13 protein-coding genes are annotated in these 16115 nt (G+C 70.8%); 10 read left to right on the top strand and 3 right to left on the bottom strand.

What is annotated here, in order from left to right; translation table 11 throughout:
• Positions 1–218 precede the first annotated feature (218 nt).
• The 6 genes from BLV01_RS17170 (at position 219) to BLV01_RS17195 (ending at position 4331) form a co-directional block, all read left to right on the top strand.
• Positions 219–599: an EF-hand domain-containing protein gene (locus BLV01_RS17170; RefSeq protein ID WP_091802437.1), complete on the top strand. Its 381-nt coding sequence runs from the start codon at positions 219–221 to the stop codon at positions 597–599.
• 199 nt (positions 600–798) lie between these two features.
• On the top strand, positions 799–1527 hold the full coding sequence (locus BLV01_RS17175) for an HAD family hydrolase (protein WP_254782672.1): 729 nt from the start codon (positions 799–801) through the stop codon (positions 1525–1527).
• Positions 1528–1678: 151 nt separating this feature from the next.
• Entirely contained in the window at positions 1679–2137 is a 459-nt protein-coding gene (locus BLV01_RS17180) for a hypothetical protein (RefSeq protein WP_091802443.1), read from the top strand.
• A gap of 207 nt (positions 2138–2344) precedes the next feature.
• Positions 2345–2812, top strand: a complete 468-nt coding sequence (locus tag BLV01_RS17185) for a hypothetical protein (RefSeq protein WP_091802446.1) — start codon at positions 2345–2347, stop codon at positions 2810–2812.
• Positions 2813–3061: 249 nt separating this feature from the next.
• Positions 3062–3703: a hypothetical protein gene (locus BLV01_RS17190; protein WP_091802449.1), complete on the top strand. Its 642-nt coding sequence runs from the start codon at positions 3062–3064 to the stop codon at positions 3701–3703.
• Positions 3704–3818: 115 nt separating this feature from the next.
• The gene (locus BLV01_RS17195; protein ID WP_091802454.1) at positions 3819–4331 is read left to right on the top strand and encodes a GNAT family N-acetyltransferase; all 513 of its coding nucleotides are present in this window, start codon (positions 3819–3821) and stop codon (positions 4329–4331) included.
• 174 nt (positions 4332–4505) lie between these two features.
• Here the strand turns inward: BLV01_RS17195 and BLV01_RS17200 are convergent, their stop codons facing one another.
• Positions 4506–6347 (bottom strand): ABCB family ABC transporter ATP-binding protein/permease, encoded by a 1842-nt coding sequence (locus BLV01_RS17200; protein ID WP_091802457.1) that lies wholly within the window; start codon positions 6345–6347, stop codon positions 4506–4508.
• Positions 6348–6599: 252 nt separating this feature from the next.
• Between BLV01_RS17200 and BLV01_RS17205 the strand changes: the two genes are divergently transcribed.
• Complete coding sequence (locus BLV01_RS17205) at positions 6600–7430, top strand: penicillin-binding transpeptidase domain-containing protein (protein WP_175486053.1); 831 nt, start codon at positions 6600–6602, stop codon at positions 7428–7430.
• A 45-nt stretch (positions 7431–7475) separates the two neighbouring features.
• Here the strand turns inward: BLV01_RS17205 and rtcR are convergent, their stop codons facing one another.
• Positions 7476–9065 carry an RNA repair transcriptional activator RtcR gene (rtcR, locus tag BLV01_RS17210; protein WP_091802464.1) on the bottom strand — a complete coding sequence of 530 codons (1590 nt, stop codon included), beginning with the start codon at positions 9063–9065 and terminating at the stop codon, positions 7476–7478.
• Positions 9066–9244: 179 nt separating this feature from the next.
• Here rtcR and BLV01_RS17215 point away from each other — a divergent pair, with 179 nt between their 5' ends.
• The 3 genes from BLV01_RS17215 (at position 9245) to rtcA (ending at position 13884) form a co-directional block, all read left to right on the top strand.
• The gene (locus BLV01_RS17215) at positions 9245–10795 is read left to right on the top strand and encodes a vWA domain-containing protein (protein ID WP_091802467.1); all 1551 of its coding nucleotides are present in this window, start codon (positions 9245–9247) and stop codon (positions 10793–10795) included.
• Positions 10796–11514: 719 nt separating this feature from the next.
• A complete protein-coding gene (locus BLV01_RS17220) occupies positions 11515–12750 on the top strand; it encodes an RtcB family protein (RefSeq protein WP_091802469.1) in 1236 nt (411 codons plus the stop codon).
• A gap of 99 nt (positions 12751–12849) precedes the next feature.
• Positions 12850–13884 (top strand): RNA 3'-terminal phosphate cyclase, encoded by a 1035-nt coding sequence (rtcA, locus tag BLV01_RS17225; RefSeq protein WP_254782673.1) that lies wholly within the window; start codon positions 12850–12852, stop codon positions 13882–13884.
• Between the two features lie 72 nt (positions 13885–13956).
• On the opposite strand, the gene BLV01_RS17230 is transcribed toward rtcA, so the two are convergent.
• The gene (locus BLV01_RS17230) at positions 13957–16026 is read right to left on the bottom strand and encodes a DUF11 domain-containing protein (protein WP_091802472.1); all 2070 of its coding nucleotides are present in this window, start codon (positions 16024–16026) and stop codon (positions 13957–13959) included.
• Between the last annotated feature and the right edge of the window lie 89 nt (positions 16027–16115).

Below are 16115 nucleotides of genomic sequence, written 5' to 3' on the forward strand. Positions count from 1 at the left end.
TTCGCCGTGCCGCGTCGCCTCGATCGAGGCCGCGCCTAACCGCTGCGCGCGGCGCTGTGGTTAAGCCAACGTAGCTTTAACTCCCGCGTCCGGTGATCGGTTCAGAACCGGATCGGCAAGGTGGCCCCGTGCTTCGCAGCACCACATGCCGAGCGGTCGCCGACAGACGAGGCGGTGATCGCGCAACACCGGCCCACCCATACGAGGAGAACCGACGGATGAACATCAAGTCCCGCAAGCCGCTGATCGCCGCCCTGGCCCTGACCGCCGCGCTGGCCGCACCGATGGCGTTCGCCCAGTCGGCCACCGAGCAGGCGCCGCCGGCCGGCGACGCCGCCGCCCAGGCGACGACCGCCCAGGATCCGGCGGCGACCACCGCCGCGCCGGCGCCGACCGCGCAGAAGAAGAGCTGGGCCGACGTCGACACCGACAAGAGCGGCAACCTCAGCAAGAACGAAGCCGCGGCCGTGCCCGCGCTGAGCCAGGTGTTCGAGCAGGCCGACAGCGACAGCAACGGCCAGCTGACCCCGGACGAGTACAAGAACTACGTCGCCAAGGCCCAGTCGGGCGGCGGCGCCAACAGCAGCGGCGGCAAGTAAGCGCGGCTGCTGCCACAGTCAGGGCGGCCGAACTCTCTCTCCGGCCGCCCCCTTGGGGTGCAGGATCTTCCTGCGTTGTGCGAAGGGCGGCCTCGGCCGCCCTTCTTTTTGCGCGCGCGCCGCCGCCGGCGCCGGTTTCGCGCGCCCGGGCGCGCCGCCGGCGCAGGTGCGCGCAAGCCAAATGCGGGATAATCCGCGCATGAGCGCACCCCTTCGCATGATCGGCTTCGACGCCGACGACACCCTCTGGCGCAGCCAGGATTATTTCGACCAGGCCCAGCTCGACTTCGAGCGCATCGTCGGCCGCTACGTCGACCTCGGCGACGCGCGCGTGCACGATCGCCTGTACGCGATCGAGACGAACAACATCGGCGTGTTCGGCTACGGCGTCAAAGGCATGACCCTGTCGATGATCGAGGCGGCGGTGGCGATCACCGGCGAGCGCATCGTCGCGGCCGACCTGCACCGCATCGTCGAACTCGGCAAGGACCTGTTGCGCCACCCGGTGGAGATGCTGCCGGGCATCCCCGAGGCGGTCGCGGCGATCGCCGCGGACTTCGAGATCGTGCTGATCACCAAGGGCGACCTGTTCCACCAGGAAGCCAAGGTCAAGCAGTGCGGCCTGGCCGACCTGTTCCGGCGCATCGAGATCGTCAGCGAGAAGGACGCCGGCACCTATGCCCGGCTGCTGCGCGAGTTCGGCCTGCCGGCGGCGCAGTTCGCGATGATCGGCAATTCGCTGCGCTCGGACATCGCGCCGGTGCTGGACCTGGGCGGCTGGGGCATCCACATGCCGTACCACACCACCTGGGCGCACGAGAACGAGGCCGAGGTCGCGGCCGACGCGCCGCGCCTGCGCCGGGTCGCGGGTGCGGCCGAGCTGCCGCAGGCGGTGCGCGAGCTGGCGCGCGCGGCGCAGGGCGCGTGAAAACGTTATCGGCCCGGCGCGCCGCCGGCGCGGACGGCAACCGCGACTGAGCCGCCGTGAAGGCGGCGCGAACGGTTAAAAACCGGTTCACCGAGGCGGCGGCAAAGTCGCCTTGCCCGCCGACGATGCGGGCATCCCCCAGGAGACCGCCATGACCGCTTTTTCCCGCTGGTTCGCTCCCGTCGCCCTCGCCGCCGGTCTCGGTGCGGCGGCCGTCGCGCTGCCCGCACCGGCGCGCGCCGACGACCTGACCCGGGTCATCGTCGATATCGCCGACGTGATCGTGCGCAACAACACGCCGTACTGGCGCTACGGCAACTACGGCTACAACGACCGCCTGATCGTGGTCCGCGACCGCTGGGGCCGGCCGACGTACTACCGCAACGCCCCGCGCTACGCCGATTACCGCTATCGCCCGGCGCCGCCGCCGCGCTATTACGCCAACGACCGGCGCTACTACGACCGCGACTGCAATCGCCACGGCAAGTGCCGCACCACGTACTACGACGCCCGCTACGACCGCCGTCACGACAATCGCTGGGACAACCGCTACTACGACCGCGGCCGCGGGCATGGCCACGGCCGCTGGCGCGATCGCGACGACGACTGAGCCGGCGTCTCCGCCTCGCCGAGGCGCCCGCGACGGTCCGCGACGACGGCGCCCTGGCGGCGCCGTCGTCGCATCCGGGCCGCGTCCGGCGCCGCCGGCGCCTTGATCGGGCCGCCGGCGCGCGCACCGACGTCGGCGGACGGTGATAGCCTGCCTTCCCCGCGGCCGCGCACCCGGCGCCCGCGTCCCGTCCGCACGAGGCCCGCCATGTCCCACGCTTCCGTCCACGCTCCCGCCTCCACGCGCCTGCGCGGCGCCGCGCTCGCAGCGGCGCTGCTGGCCGCGTTCGCGCTGCCGGGCACGGCCGCGGCAGGCACCCTGACCTGCAAGCTCAAGTTCTCGATGTCGGGCTGGTCGGTGTTCTACAAGACCTCCAGCGGCTCGGGCACGATCCATTGCAGCAACGGCCAGAGCATGAACGTGCAGATCCGCGCCAAGGGCGGCGGCCTGACCGTCGGCAAGTCGCGGATCGACCATGGCACCGGCGAGTTCGCCGGCGTGCACCGCATCGCCGACGTGCTCGGCAGCTACGCCACCGCCGAGGCGCATGCCGGCGCGGCGCGTTCGAGCAAGGCCCAGGTGATGACCAAGGGCGAGGTCTCGCTGGCCCTGGCCGGCACCGGCCAGGGCTGGGACCTGGGCGTGGCCTTCGGCAAGTTCACGATCTCGCGCTGATCGCAGCGCTTGAGCCGCGGCCGCGTCATCGTCGCAGCCGACCGGGCCGGCGCCCGTCGCGGCGGATCGCGCGGCTGCGAGCGTGCCGTCGCGGCGGTGCTGACTGGATCGCGAACGCGCCGTGGCTGCCGGCTGAACTGGCCGCGCGCGCTGCGTTGATCCGCGCGCCGCAGGCCCGACTTAGCAAAGACGCGCAGCGCACACGACCGCGCCCACGACGAAACGCGCCGCCGCCGCGAGGAGCCCGCCATGCCGCATTCGCTGAAACGAAAATTCTTCGCCCTGACCGCCTCGCTGGCGGCGCTGCTCGGCACTTCGGTGCAAGCGCAGGACCTCACGCCGGCCTGGCAGCCGCGCAGCGGCGACGGCTGGGTGGACGCGTGGCTGGGCGACATCAACCGCTACGGCGTGCGCTACCGCGAGCCGTTCGTCGACGAGATGGTGCGTTACTACGGCGCGCCGCGCGAGTTGGTCGGCGAACTGCTCGACCGCCGCCGCTGGACGCCGGGCGATGTCTACTACGCCTGCGCCATCGCCCAGGTGCTGGGCCGGCCGTGCCGCTATGTGGTCGACGAATGGGACCGCGACCATGTCGAAGGTTGGGGCGCGGTCGCGCAGCGGCTCGGGATCAAGCCCGGTTCGGCCGATTTCCACAAGCTCAAGCGCGGCTTCGTGCCGACCTACGACCGCTGGGGCCGGCCGATCCTGATCGACAGCGAGTTGCGCCGCGATTTTCCCAACCGCCCGTTCCGCGACATCCAGGCGCCGGCCAAGCCGAAAGACGCGAAAGCCGGCGACGCGGGCAAGCCCGGCAAGGGCCCGGCCAAGCCGCACGGCGGCAAGGACGCTCCCGGCAAGGGCGCGTCCGGCAAGGGCGCGGGCAAGGGCTGAGCGCGCGCCACGCGGCCCGCGCGACGGCGGCTTCAGGCCGCCGTTTTCGTTCCTGCGCGGCACATGCGGCTTTGGTCGAGGCGCCGCGTCGCGACGGCGCGGCTATGATCGCGGCATGAGCGATCCTTCCTTCCCCACCGTCGCGGTCGAGCCCGTCCGCATCGTCGGCTACGACCCGCGCTGGCGCGCGGATTTCGCCCGCCTCAACATCGAATGGCTGGAGCGCTGGTTCGTGGTCGAGCCGATCGACCGCGAAGTGCTCGGCGATCCGGAAACCCACTTGCTGGCCGGCGGCGGCCGCATCCTGTTCGCGGTCGGCGCGGACGAGCGCGCGCTGGGCACGGTGGCCTTGCTGCCGTACCCGGACGGCACGGTCGAGCTGACCAAGATGGCGGTGGCGCCGGGACTGCGCGGCGGCGGCATCGGCCGGCGCCTGATGGGCGGGGCGATCGACGCGTTCGCGCAGATGGGCGGGCGCGAGTTGTTCCTGGAATCGAGCACCAAGCTGGCGCCGGCGTTGAAGCTGTACGAGAGCGTCGGCTTCCGCCATCGGCAGGCGCCGCGGCCGGGCTCGCATTACCAGCGCGCGGACGTGTACATGGTGTGGGAGGCGGTGCCTGCCGGTTGAGGGAGCGGGGTGCCGGGCGTTGCGCCGCGATCGTGCGATTGCGCGGTCGCGGCTTGCGCCGCTCCTACATGAGGCGGCCGCAACCGCGAACCGGCACGGAGCGACGGTAGGAGCGGCGCAAGCGGCGACCGCGAATGCCGGTCGACGCCGCCGCTGCGAGGCCGCGCATAAGGCTCAGGCCGGAACCTCCTCGCCCTGCCGCCGCTGCAGATCCCACATCTGCGCGTACACGCCATTGGTCGCCAACAGCTGCGCATGCGTCCCGCGTTCGAGGATGCGCCCGGCGTCCATGACCAGAATCTGGTCCGCATCCATCACCGTCGACAAACGGTGCGCGATCACCAGCGTGGTGCGGCCCACCGCCAATCGATCCAGCTCGGCCTGGATCGCGCGTTCGGACTTGGAATCCAGGGCCGAAGTGGCTTCGTCGAAGATCAGGATCGACGGGTTCTTGAGCAGCGCGCGGGCGATCGCCACGCGCTGTTTCTCGCCGCCCGACAATTTCAGGCCGCGTTCGCCGACCGGGGTGTCGTAACCGTCGGGCAGGCCGACGATGAACTCGTGGATGTGGGCCGCGCGCGCGGCCGCCTCGACGTCGGCCTCGCTGGCCTCGGGCCGGCCGTAGCGGATGTTGTAGCCGATGGTGTCGTTGAACAGCACCGTGTCCTGCGGGACGATGCCGATCGCGCCGCGCAGCGAGGACTGGCTCAGCGCGCGCAGGTCGGTGCCGTCGATCTCGATCGCGCCGGCGTCGACGTCGTAGAAGTGGTACAGCAGCCGCGCCAGGGTCGACTTGCCCGAGCCGGAGTGGCCGACCACGGCCACGGTGGCGCCGGCGGGGATTTCGAAATCGACGCCGCGCAGGATCTCGCGGCGCGGGTCGTAGCCGAAGCGGACCTCGCGGAAACGCACCGCGGGCCGGGCCGAGGCCAGCGCTGCGGCGCCGTCGCTGTCGCGCACGTCCTGGCGCTCGTCGAGCAGGCCGAACAAACGCTCCATGTTGGTCAGCGCCTGCTTCACTTCGCGGTACATCATGCCGAGCATGAACAACGGCGCCGACAGCTGCAGCAGGTAGGCGTTGACCAGGACCAGGTCGCCGACGGTCATGCGGCCCTCGACCACGCCCAGCGCGGCCAGCCACATCATCGCGGTCACGCCCAGCGCCACGGTCAGGCTTTGGCCGAGGTTGAGCACGGCCAGGGTCTTGATCGACATCACCTGCGCGTTCTCCAGGTGGCGCAGGTTGTCGTCGTAGCGCAGCGCTTCGTGTTCCTCGTTGTTGAAGTACTTGACCGTCTCGTAGTTGAGCAGCGAGTCGACCGCGCGTTCGTTGGCGCGGGTGTCGGCCTCGACCGCGGCGCGGTAGTAGCGCGTGCGCCACTCGGTCACCGCCACCGTCCACAGGCCGTAGAGCAACAAGGTGCCGATCGCGATCGCGGCGAAGCGCCAGTCGTAGATCCACACCAGCACCGCGGTCACCAGCGCCACTTCGATCAGCACCGGGACGATGGTGTAGAGGGTCCAGTCGAGCAGGTCGGAGATCGCGCTGCCGCCGCGCTCGACGTCGCGCGCGACTCCGCCGGTGCGGCGCGCGAGGTGGAAGCGCAGGCTCAGGCCGTGCAGGTGGCGGAACACCTGCAGGGTGACCTGGCGCGAGGTGCGCGCCATCACCCGCGCGAACACCACCTGGCGCAATTCGGTGAACAAGGTCACCCCAACCCGCGCCGCGCCGTAGGCCAGCAGCAGCGCCACCGGCAGCAGCAGCGGGGTGACCGGCACGTTGAGCCGGTCGATGAGCTGCTTGAGCGCCATCGGCACGTACAGGTTCAGCAGCTTGGCGGCCAGCACCATCATCAGGGCCAGCACGATGCGGCCCAGGTACGGGCGCAGGTACGGCAGCAGCGAGGCCAGCACCGACCAGTCGTCGCGGCGGCCGTCGGCGCGTGCGAGCGGCGCCGCGCCGTCGCGGGCGTCGCCGTCGGCGGGGGGATCGGTGGGAGGCGGAACGGCGCTCATGCGGTCGGGTCGCAAGGGAGGGAACGGGCGAGCATAGGACCTCAAGCGCGCTTGCGGTCAACTCCGGGCCGGCGCCGCGTCGCGGCCACGCCGCAGGACGGTGCCGAACCGGGCGAAGGTGCGGGCCTGTGCCGGGCGCGCTCGAAAACCGCGCCGTCGCCGTGGCATTCTGGGCGCCCCGCGCGCTGGACGCGCGCGTCCGCCGGCACCGGCGGGCCCGCGCGGGCCGCGCCGATGCAAGGAGCCGCAGGCATGCACGCCGTCCACCGCCGTTTCGCCGCCCGTTGGGCCGTCCTCGCCGCGATCGCCTGCGCCGTGGCCGCGCCGCCGCTGGCCGCGCAGTACCCGCGCAGCTATCCGACGCCGCCGGCGTCGGAGCAGCCGCAACCCGAGCAGCCGCCGCTGCGCGCCTGCTTCCTGCTCAGCGAACTGGGCGGCAGCGAACTGCGCCGCCGTCCGGCCGAGGGCTGCGATCGCCAGGTCTCGCCGGCGGCCACCTTCGAGCTGGCCGCGGCGCTGGCCGCGCTGGACGCCTCGGTGGTGCGCGCCACCGGCGCCTCCAACGGCCAGACCCTGGAATCGGCGCTGGCGTATTCCTCGCCGGAATACTTCCGCGACATCGATCGGCAGATGGGCCCGGTGCGCATGGGCGAATACCTCAACCGCTTCGGCTACGGCAACGCCGACACCCGCGGCGGCGGCGAGTACTGGAACGGCGGCTCGCTGCTGATCTCGCCGAACGAGCAGATGCGTTTCCTGCAGCGCCTGTTCGGCGACCAGTTGCCGGTCTCGCGCCAGTCGATGATGAGCGTGCGCGAGAGCCTGGAGCCGCCGGGTTACGTGGTGTCCTCGCGCGGGCGGGTGATCGCCGCGTCCGGGGCGATGACCGGCGGGGTGCCGCCGATGATCAAGACCGGCGCGGTCGACAACGGCACCGAAGCGGTGCGCTGGCAGGTCGGCATGCTGACCCGCGACAACCGCAAGTACGTCTACGTCAGTTGCGTGACCGGCCCGCCCGGGCTGGCGCAGAACGCCGCGGCGATCGTGGCCAGCCACGAGCTGCGCAACGCCGGCGTGCAGTGACCGGTTCGCGCTGAGGCGGCGCCCGGCGCGACCGCGCGCCGGGTTTCAGCCCGCGCGCACGCGCTCCCAGTCCAGGCCGAAGCGGGCCAGGTATTTGCGCAGCCGGTCGGCGTCGTTGCTGCTGGCCTTGCTCGCGCGCGAGACCGCGAACAACTCGCGGCCGGCCTGCGACAGGCTCTTGCTGCGCCGGCACACGCCCAGCACATCGTCCAGTTGGACCCGGTCGAAGCGGTCCAGTTGCGCCGCCGCCTGCGCGCCGAGCAGTTGGTCCAATGCCGAGACCGCGTGCGCGCCGTGCCACTGCGCGCGCAGCCGGCCGATCTCTTCCTCGACCAGGTCGGCGCGGATGCGCCCGCCCTCGGCCAGCGTCGCCAGCCGCATCACCGATGCGCCCAGGTCGCGGAAATTGCCGCTCCAGCGGGCCTCGCCGCTGAGGGCGAAGGCGAGGTAGCGCTCGCGCGCCTCGCGGTTGAAGGTCACCCGCTGGTGGTTCTCGCGCGAGTGCCGCTCCAGTTCGAACTCCAGGTTCGGCTCGATGTCCTCGGCGCGCTCGGCCAGCCCCGGCAGGCGGTAGGTCCATAGATTCAGGCGCGCCAGCAGGTCCTCGCGGAAGCGCCCTTCCAGCACGCTGGCCTGCAGGTCGCGGTTGGTGCCGGCGATGAGCTGGAAATCGCTCTCCACTTCCTTGTCGCCGCCGACCGGCAGGAAGCGCTTTTCCTCCAGCGCGCGCAGCAGCATCGCCTGTTCGTCCAGGCCCAGTTCGCCGATCTCGTCGAGGAACAGCAGGCCCTGGTGGGCCGAACGCAGCAGGCCGGCGCGGTCGGCCGCGGCGCCGGTGTAGGCGCCCTTGATATGGCCGAACAAGGTGCTCATCGCGCCGTCGCCGCGCAGGGTCGCGCAATTGACCTCGACGAAGCGGCCCGGCAGCTGGTGTTTCTGCTTCTTCAGGTCGAACACGCGCCGCGCCAGCTGGCTCTTGCCGGCGCCGGTCGGGCCCATCAGCAGCATCGGCGACTTCGAGCGCGTGGCCACCGTCTCGATCTGCTCGATCATGCGGTTGAATGCCGGGTTGCGCGTGGCGATGCCGCTCTTGAGCAGGTCGCGGTCGTGCAGGCGCTGCTCGGCGAAGCGCTGGGCGATGCGGTCGTAGCGCGACAGGTCCAGGTCGATGACCGCGTAGCTGCCCGGCGAGCGGCCGTCCTGCTTGCGCGGCGGCGCGGTCTGCAGCAGCCGGCCGGGGAACAGCCGGCTCTCGGCCAGCAGGAACCAGCAGATCTGCGAGACGTGGGTGCCGGTGGTGATGTGGACGTAGTAGTCCTCCTCGTCCGGGCGGAAGTCGTAGCCGCGGACGAAGTCGTCGAGCACGCCGTAGACCGCCTCGAAGTCCCAGGGATCGCTGAGGTAGAGGTCGTGGCGGCGGATGTCGCTTTCCGGCGAGACCTGGGCGAGATCGGCGGCGACCTGCCCGGCGAGCCGGGCGAAGCGGCGTTCGTCGGCGAGCAGCTCCATGCGGTCGAGCAGGAAATCCTCGTGCATGCCCAGCGAGACGGTCGGCCGCCACTTCTCCCAGCGGCCGGCGCCGGAGGCGGCGTCGAGCTGGGTGCCGAGCATGCCGATCACGACCTGGCGCTTCATCTGGCTATCCGTTTGGATAAAAATTTATATCCAAGTATAGAAACAGGCGGGAGCCGTTGGCGAGCATGGACCGCCGAATCTGACCGGAAATGTTTTGAATCAATAACTTGGATGGCGGATCGGAAAGTTGGCACGGCTATTGCGTTAGTCCTGGCAAGTCCCGAACCAGGAATGCCCCGATGGCCAACACTTCGCTCTTCGCCTCCCTGCGCAGCCGCCTGGCTCTGGCGGCGAGCGTGCGCAACGAGGCCGGCGGCCTGGCCTACGCCCGCCGCCCCGAGTCGGCGCTGGCGCTGTACGCGGCCACCGGTTGCTTGAACGGCACCTTCTACGCCAGCGCCGACGAGCAGCTCGATTACGCGCTCCAGCTCAGCGCCGCGGTCGACGCCGGCTTCGTCGCCAAGACCGCGATCTACGCCCGCCAGCGCGGCCACATGAAGGACATGCCGGCGCTGTTGCTGGCCAGCCTGAGCCTGCGCGACGGCGAGTCGATGGAGCGCGCGTTCGGCCGGGTGATCGACAACGGCCGCATGCTGCGCAACTTCGTGCAGATCCTGCGCAGCGGCCGGGTCGGCCGCCGTTCGCTGGGCTCGCGGCCGAAGCGGCTGGTGCGGCAGTGGATCGAGAACGCCACGGTCGAGCAGTTGCTGGCCGCGGCGATCGGCAACGATCCCTCGCTCGCCGACGTGATCAAGATGGTCCGGCCGAAGCCGGCCGACGCGCAGCGCGCCGCGCTGTACGCCTGGCTGATCGGCAAGCCCTGCGACGAGTCGGCGTTGCCGCGCCCGGTGCGCGAGTACGAGGCGTTCAAGCGCGATCCGTCCGGGCCGCTGCCGAAGCTGCCGTTCCAGTACTTCAGCTCGCTGCCGCTGAGTCCGGCGCAGTGGGCGCAGCTGGCGCGCGGCATGTCGTGGCAGAGCCTGCGCATGAACCTCAACACCTTGCAGCGCAACGGCGTGTTCGCCGATCCGGCGATGGTGTACGAGGCGGTGGCGCGGTTGACCGACGCCGAAGCGATCGGCCGGGCGCGGGTGTTCCCGTACCAGCTGATGAGCGCCTACAGCGCCGGCGACGGATTGCCGGCGCCGATCCTGGCGGCCTTGCAGGACGCGATGGAGATCGCGACCCGGCAGGTGCCGACGCTGGAAGGCGAGGTGGTGGTGGCGGTGGACGTGTCCGGCTCGATGGGCTCGCCCGTCACCGGTTACCGCCCCGGCGCGACCAGCAAGGTGCGTTGCGTGGACGTGGCGGCGTTGATCGCCGCGTGCATCCAGCGCAACCGCCCCGGGGCGCGGGTGTTGCCGTTCGACACCGAGGTGCGGTCGCTGCGCTTGAACCCGCGCGACAGCGTCATGACCCAGGCCGGCCAGCTCGCCGCGTTGTGCGGCGGCGGCACCTGCGTCAGCGCGCCGTTCGCAGAGTTGAACCGGACCAAGGCCCAGGTCGACCTGATGGTGCTGGTGTCCGACAACGAGAGCTGGCGCGACACCCGCCGCGGCGGCGCGACCTCGACCATGCGCGAGTGGGCGCAGATCAAGGCGCGCAACCCGCAGGCGCGGCTGGTCTGCATCGACCTGCAGCCGGTGGCGACCGCGCAGACCGTGGAATCGGCCGACGTCCTGCACGTCGGCGGCTTCAGCGACGCGGTGTTCGACCTGATCGCGGTGTTCGCCGCGCAGGGCGGCGACAGCGCGCGCTGGGCCGAGCGGATCGGATCGGTTCCGTTGTGAGGCAGGGCTGCCGAGCAGCGACCAGCAGCGACAGGGAACGTCGCCGCAGCGGCGCAAGGACGCGCCGCGACGCGGAGGCACGGATCGCCTCCGCGCGGCGGGCCAGGACGGCCCGCCGGCCGCACGCGCCAGGAGGTGCGGGGCGGCGCAGGGAAGACGCCGGCGGGCGAGGGCCCGCCGGCCCGGGTTGGACGGCCGATGCATCGCGAATGCTGGCGGAACTACATCGTTAATGTCCGGGTCGCGGGTTCGAGTCCCGCCCGCCGCAAGGCGGTAGCTCAGTGGGTAGAGCAGGAACGTTCCGTCGCCACTGGTCTCGATGTGTCGGTTTTTGATATTCGGTTGTTTACGCGGTCGTCCGGCGAATGCCGGTGGAACTACACCCGATCCCTGCGGTCGCGGGTTCGACTCCCGCCCGTCACGGACTGTAACGACGGTAGCTCAGTGGCAGAGCACAGGGCAAAACGTTCCACCACCACTGGTCGCAGGACGGCCGCACCTTTTGGCGCCTCGCACGGCGAATGCCTGGCGGACTACACAAACCTCATAAATTTGAACGTCCGTCAAAACCCTCGTCGTCGCGCGAAGCGTTTTCCGTTTGCGCAGCAACGCCGACCCGGCGCATGCGCCGGCCGCCAATCGCGCAACATCGTTTGAATTCGATCTCACCGGCTCGCACGAGCCACGGGCACGAAGCCCGATCAGCAGGAGCCGCACCCATGAACGCCAATGCCAACGCCCACTACGACGTCATCCACGACCCGGGCTCGGTGCCGATCAAGCACTGGACCCGCGGCGTGCCGCTGGAAGACGAAGCGCGCCGCCAGCTGCGCAACATCGCCAAGCTGCCGTTCGTGCACCGCTGGATCGCGGTGATGCCCGACGTGCACCTGGGCAAGGGCGCGACCGTGGGTTCGGTGGTGCCGACCCTGGGCGCGATCGTGCCGGCCGCGGTCGGCGTGGACATCGGCTGCGGCATGATCGCGGTGCGCACCACCCTGGTGGCGAGCGACTTGCCGGACCAGCTCGGCCCGCTGCGCGCGGCGATCGAGAAAGCCGTGCCGCACGGCCGCACCGTCGGCCGCGGGCTGCGCGACAAGGGCGCGTGGGCCAACCCGCCGGCGGCGTCGCTTGAGGCCTGGGAGCGCTTGCACGAGGGGTTCGACCGCATCGTCGCCAAGCATCCCAAGCTCGAGCGCAGCAACCACTTGAACCACCTGGGTACCCTGGGCACCGGCAACCACTTCGTCGAGGTCTGTCTGGACGAGGAACAGCGCGTGTGGTTCATGCTGCACTCGGGTTCGCGCGGCGTCGGCAACGCCATCGGCAGCCACTTCATCGAACTGGCCAAGCAGGACATGCGCCGCTGGATGATCAACCTGCCGGACCAGGACCTGGCCTATCTGCCCGAAGGCAGCGACCATTACGCCGACTATGTGTTCGCGGTGGACTGGGCGCAGCGGTTCGCGCGCGACAACCGCGAGATCATGATGCGTCACGTCGTGGACGCGGCGCGCGCGGTCCTCGCCAAGCCGTTCCAGGCCCAGGCCGAGGCGGTCAACTGCCATCACAACTACGTCAACCGCGAGCATCACTTCGGCAAGGACGTGCTGGTGACGCGCAAGGGCGCGGTGAGCGCGCGCAAGGGCGAGCTGGGCATCATCCCGGGCAGCATGGGCGCCAAGAGCTTCATCGTGCGCGGCCTCGGCAACGCCGACAGCTTCCATAGCTGCAGCCATGGCGCCGGCCGGGTGATGAGTCGCACCGAGGCCAAGAAGCGCATCAGCCTGGAAGAGCACGCCCGTGCCACCGCGCACGTGGAATGCCGCAAGGACGCCGACGTGGTCGACGAGTCGCCGGCCGCGTACAAGCCGATCGATGCGGTCATGGCCGCGCAGAGCGACTTGGTCGAGATCGTGCATACCCTGCGCCAGGTCGTGTGCGTGAAGGGTTGAGCGGCGCGCGATGACCCAGACGAAAATCATGGGCGGCCAGGCGCCGCCCCGTTGAAAGGAAAAGCGAAGGACGGCCCAGACCGTCCAAGCGAGCGAATCATGGACAAGAAAATGGAATTGATCGAAATCAGCGGCGCGACCGGCGGCGGCCAGCTGCTGCGCACGGCGCTGGCGCTGAGCCTGTGCACCGGCACCGCGTTCGAGATGCAGCACATCCGCGCCAAGCGCAAGCGCCCGGGCCTGATGCGCCAGCACCTCACCGCGGTCGGCGCGGCCGCGCAGGTCGGCCGCGCCTATGTCGAAGGCGCGCAGCTCGGCGCGACCACGCTGCGCTTCGTGCCGGGCCAGGTGCAGCCGGGCCGCTACCGGTTCTCCATCGGCACCGCCGGTTCGGCGACGCTGGTGCTGCAGACCGTGCTGCCGGCGCTGTGGTCCTGCGATGCGGCCTCGGAGATCGCCGTCGAAGGCGGCACCCACAACCCGCTCGCGCCCAGCGCCGACTTCCTCGCCGAGTGCTACCTGCCGGCGCTGCGCCGGTTCGGCGTGGAAACCGCGTTCGCGCTGCAACGCCACGGCTTCTTCCCGGCCGGCGGCGGTTGCGTGCAACTGCGCATCGCGCCGGGCGCGGCCTTGCGCGAGGCCGTATTCGACCGCCGCGATCCGGCGCCGACGCTGGAGGCGACCGCGTTGCTGGCCTCGCTGGCCGATTCGATCGGCCTGCGCGAACTGCAGGCGCTGGCCGAACAGCTCAAGCTCGCGCCCGGCGCGCTGCACCTGCGCCGCGCGCCGACCGCGCAGAGCCCGGCCAACGTGCTGATGCTGCGGGTGAGCGGCGAAGGCCAGCACACCGAGCTGTTCGACGCGCTCGGCGAGCGCGGCGTCGGCGCCGAGCGGGTCGCGGCGGGCCTGGCGCGCCGCGTCGGCGAGTACCTGGGCGCGGACGCGGCGGTCGGCGAGCACCTGTCCGACCAGTTGCTGCTGCCGATGGCGCTGGCCGGCGGCGGCGAGTTCACCACTGCGTTCGTCAGCGATCACCTGTCCAGCAATGCGCGCTTGATCGAGAAGTTCCTGCCGGTGGAGATCGACTGGGTCCAGCAGGGCAAGCGCTGCTGGCGGGTGACGGTGCGTTCCTGAGCCGTCCGCGTTGATCCCTGCAAACGACAAGGCCGCGCGGCATCGCCGCGCGGCCTTGGTCGTGTCCGCGGCTCAGTAGTTGGCCGGATTGGCGCTGAAAAGGACCGGCACGGTGACCGCGACGCAGCCGCCGACCGGCAGCGCCACGCCGGTCACGTTGACGGTGTTGCCGCCGGGCGTGCCGCCGCTGCCGGGGCAGGTGCCGGGAACGGCGCCGCTGCCCGTACAGGTCCAGGTGGTGCTGAGGGTCACGCCGCTGGGCAGGGTGTCGGTGATGGTGGCGCCGTTGGCCGGGTCGGGGCCGCTCTGGTTGCAGGCGGTGATGACATAGCTCGAACTGCCGCCGGGCGTGTAGTTGGTGCGGCTGTCGTCCTTGCTGATGCTCAGGCTCACCGAGGGCCGCACCACCGGGGTGCTGGTCGGGGTCGGGTCGGGGCAGGGTGCGGCCGTGGTGCAGTTGGGGTCGCCGCCGCCGGCCACGCGCGCGGTGTTGACCACCGGCCCGGTGGCGTTGAAGTCGATGGCGACGTTGAAGCCGAAGGTCGAGCCGGCGCCCGCGGCGATCGCCGCGTTGCTCTGGCAGGTCAGCACGTTGGAGGCCGCGGTGCAGGCCCAGTTGGCGGCGTTGGCGCCGCTCAGCGCGACCGCGCCGTTGGGCACGGTGAGGCCGGCGGGCAGCGCGTCGGTGACGACGATCTGGCCGACGGTGGCGATGTTGCCGGCGTTGGCGACGGCGATGTTGTAGGTGCCGGTGCCGCCGGCGGTGAAGCTGGCCGGGGTGGCGGTCTTGTCCACCGACAGGTTCACGCAATCCACCGCGAAGTTGACGCTGGAGCTGTTGTTGGCGGCGTTGATGTCGCCGAAGCGGTCGGTGTTGGAGAAGGCGACGGTGGCGGTGTTGGTCACCGTGGCGTTGCAGGTGGCGTTGTTGGCGACGGTGCCGGTCACGGTGAAGGTCAGGGTGCCGCCGGGCAGCATCGAATAGCCGCCGGCGATGGCGAGGTTGCCGGTGCCGCTGGCGGCGGGGCAGGTCGAGCCGGCGCTGGCGGCGCAGGTCCAGCTGACCCCGGTGACCTGGGTGGGAAAGGTGTCGGCGATGTCGGCCGCATCGGTGCCGGGGATCGTCGGCGCCTGGTTGCCGGCGACCACCGGGTTGATGTCGTTGTTGCTCACCACCAGGGTGTAGGTGACCGGCTGGCCGCGGCGGATGCGCGGGTTCGAGACGGTCTTGACGATGCCCACGTCGGCCGGCACCGAGGCCAGCATGTTGCGGATCTCGTGGATGTTGTTGAGGCCGCCGGTGGAGGCGGCATAGCCCATGCGCAGGTTGGCCGGCGCGGTGTAGTTGAAGTTGACGTTGTTGAGCAGCACGGTCTGGGTGCCGCCGGTCGGGCCCTGCGAAACGGTGACGGTGTAGCCCGGCTGCGGCGTGTTCGGGATCAGCGCCACCATCAGGTGGTTGCTGGTGGGGCGGGTGGTGACGCTGGGGGTGTCGATGCCGCCGGTCACCGCGGCATTGGCGAGCCAGCGGTAGCTGTCGCTGGCCGGGCCGCGCAGCACCAGGCGGTCGGACTGGCTGCCGGGGCTGCCGCTGGTGGACGGGCAGCCGCCGGTGACGCCCGGCAGTTGCCCGGAGAAATTGCCGAACTCGTCCAGGCCCAGGCCGAGGTAGGCGCCGTTGCCGCCGCAATAGCCCAGGCTGCCGCCGGGGTTGCCGCCCATGGTGCCGGTGGCGTCGTAGAGGAAGAAGGTGGTGCCGTCGGCGCCGTTGCCGCCCCAGTTGACGTAGTCGAACTCGACGGTGACGCCCTGGGTGGAGGGAAACGAGCCGCCGGTGTAGAGCGCCTGGCCCTGGTGATTGTTGAGGTTGGTGGTCAGGCGCAGCCAGCCGTTGCCGTTGGCGTCGTTGACGTTGTTGGGGATGGCGCCGTAGCCGCCGGTCAGGATGCCGCTGCGGTTGGTGCCGGGATTGGTGCCGGTGATGGTCCAGCCCGGCTCGGTGTTGTTGCGGAAGGTCGAGGAGACCTTGAACTGGGCCTGCGCGGCCGGCGCGAACGACAGCGCCAGCGGCAGCGCGAGCAGCAGCCACGGGGCCGCCGAACGCGGGCCACGGTTGCGCGAACAACGATCGAGTAGGTGCATAGCGTTGCGGCTCAGGAGCCGACGTCCCCCATGGGCCCGTCCAGGCGCGATTCGCACGCTCCGCTCAGCTGGATGAAAATCGCGTAAAA

Origin of the sequence: Lysobacter sp. yr284 (genome assembly GCF_900107375.1) — a bacterium.
Lineage (GTDB): Bacteria > Pseudomonadota > Gammaproteobacteria > Xanthomonadales > Xanthomonadaceae > Lysobacter.

Coding starts and splice junctions, on each gene's coding strand:
- BLV01_RS17185 (WP_091802446.1), top strand. CDS start 2,345: ATGTCCCACGCTTCCGTCCACGCTCCCGCCTCCACGCGCCTGCGCGGC.
- rtcR (WP_091802464.1), bottom strand. CDS start 9,065: ATGAAGCGCCAGGTCGTGATCGGCATGCTCGGCACCCAGCTCGACGCC.
- BLV01_RS17170 (WP_091802437.1), top strand. CDS start 219: ATGAACATCAAGTCCCGCAAGCCGCTGATCGCCGCCCTGGCCCTGACC.
- BLV01_RS17175 (WP_254782672.1), top strand. CDS start 799: ATGAGCGCACCCCTTCGCATGATCGGCTTCGACGCCGACGACACCCTC.
- BLV01_RS17190 (WP_091802449.1), top strand. CDS start 3,062: ATGCCGCATTCGCTGAAACGAAAATTCTTCGCCCTGACCGCCTCGCTG.
- BLV01_RS17230 (WP_091802472.1), bottom strand. CDS start 16,026: ATGCACCTACTCGATCGTTGTTCGCGCAACCGTGGCCCGCGTTCGGCG.
- rtcA (WP_254782673.1), top strand. CDS start 12,850: ATGGACAAGAAAATGGAATTGATCGAAATCAGCGGCGCGACCGGCGGC.
- BLV01_RS17195 (WP_091802454.1), top strand. CDS start 3,819: ATGAGCGATCCTTCCTTCCCCACCGTCGCGGTCGAGCCCGTCCGCATC.
- BLV01_RS17180 (WP_091802443.1), top strand. CDS start 1,679: ATGACCGCTTTTTCCCGCTGGTTCGCTCCCGTCGCCCTCGCCGCCGGT.
- BLV01_RS17205 (WP_175486053.1), top strand. CDS start 6,600: ATGCACGCCGTCCACCGCCGTTTCGCCGCCCGTTGGGCCGTCCTCGCC.
- BLV01_RS17215 (WP_091802467.1), top strand. CDS start 9,245: ATGGCCAACACTTCGCTCTTCGCCTCCCTGCGCAGCCGCCTGGCTCTG.
- BLV01_RS17220 (WP_091802469.1), top strand. CDS start 11,515: ATGAACGCCAATGCCAACGCCCACTACGACGTCATCCACGACCCGGGC.
- BLV01_RS17200 (WP_091802457.1), bottom strand. CDS start 6,347: ATGAGCGCCGTTCCGCCTCCCACCGATCCCCCCGCCGACGGCGACGCC.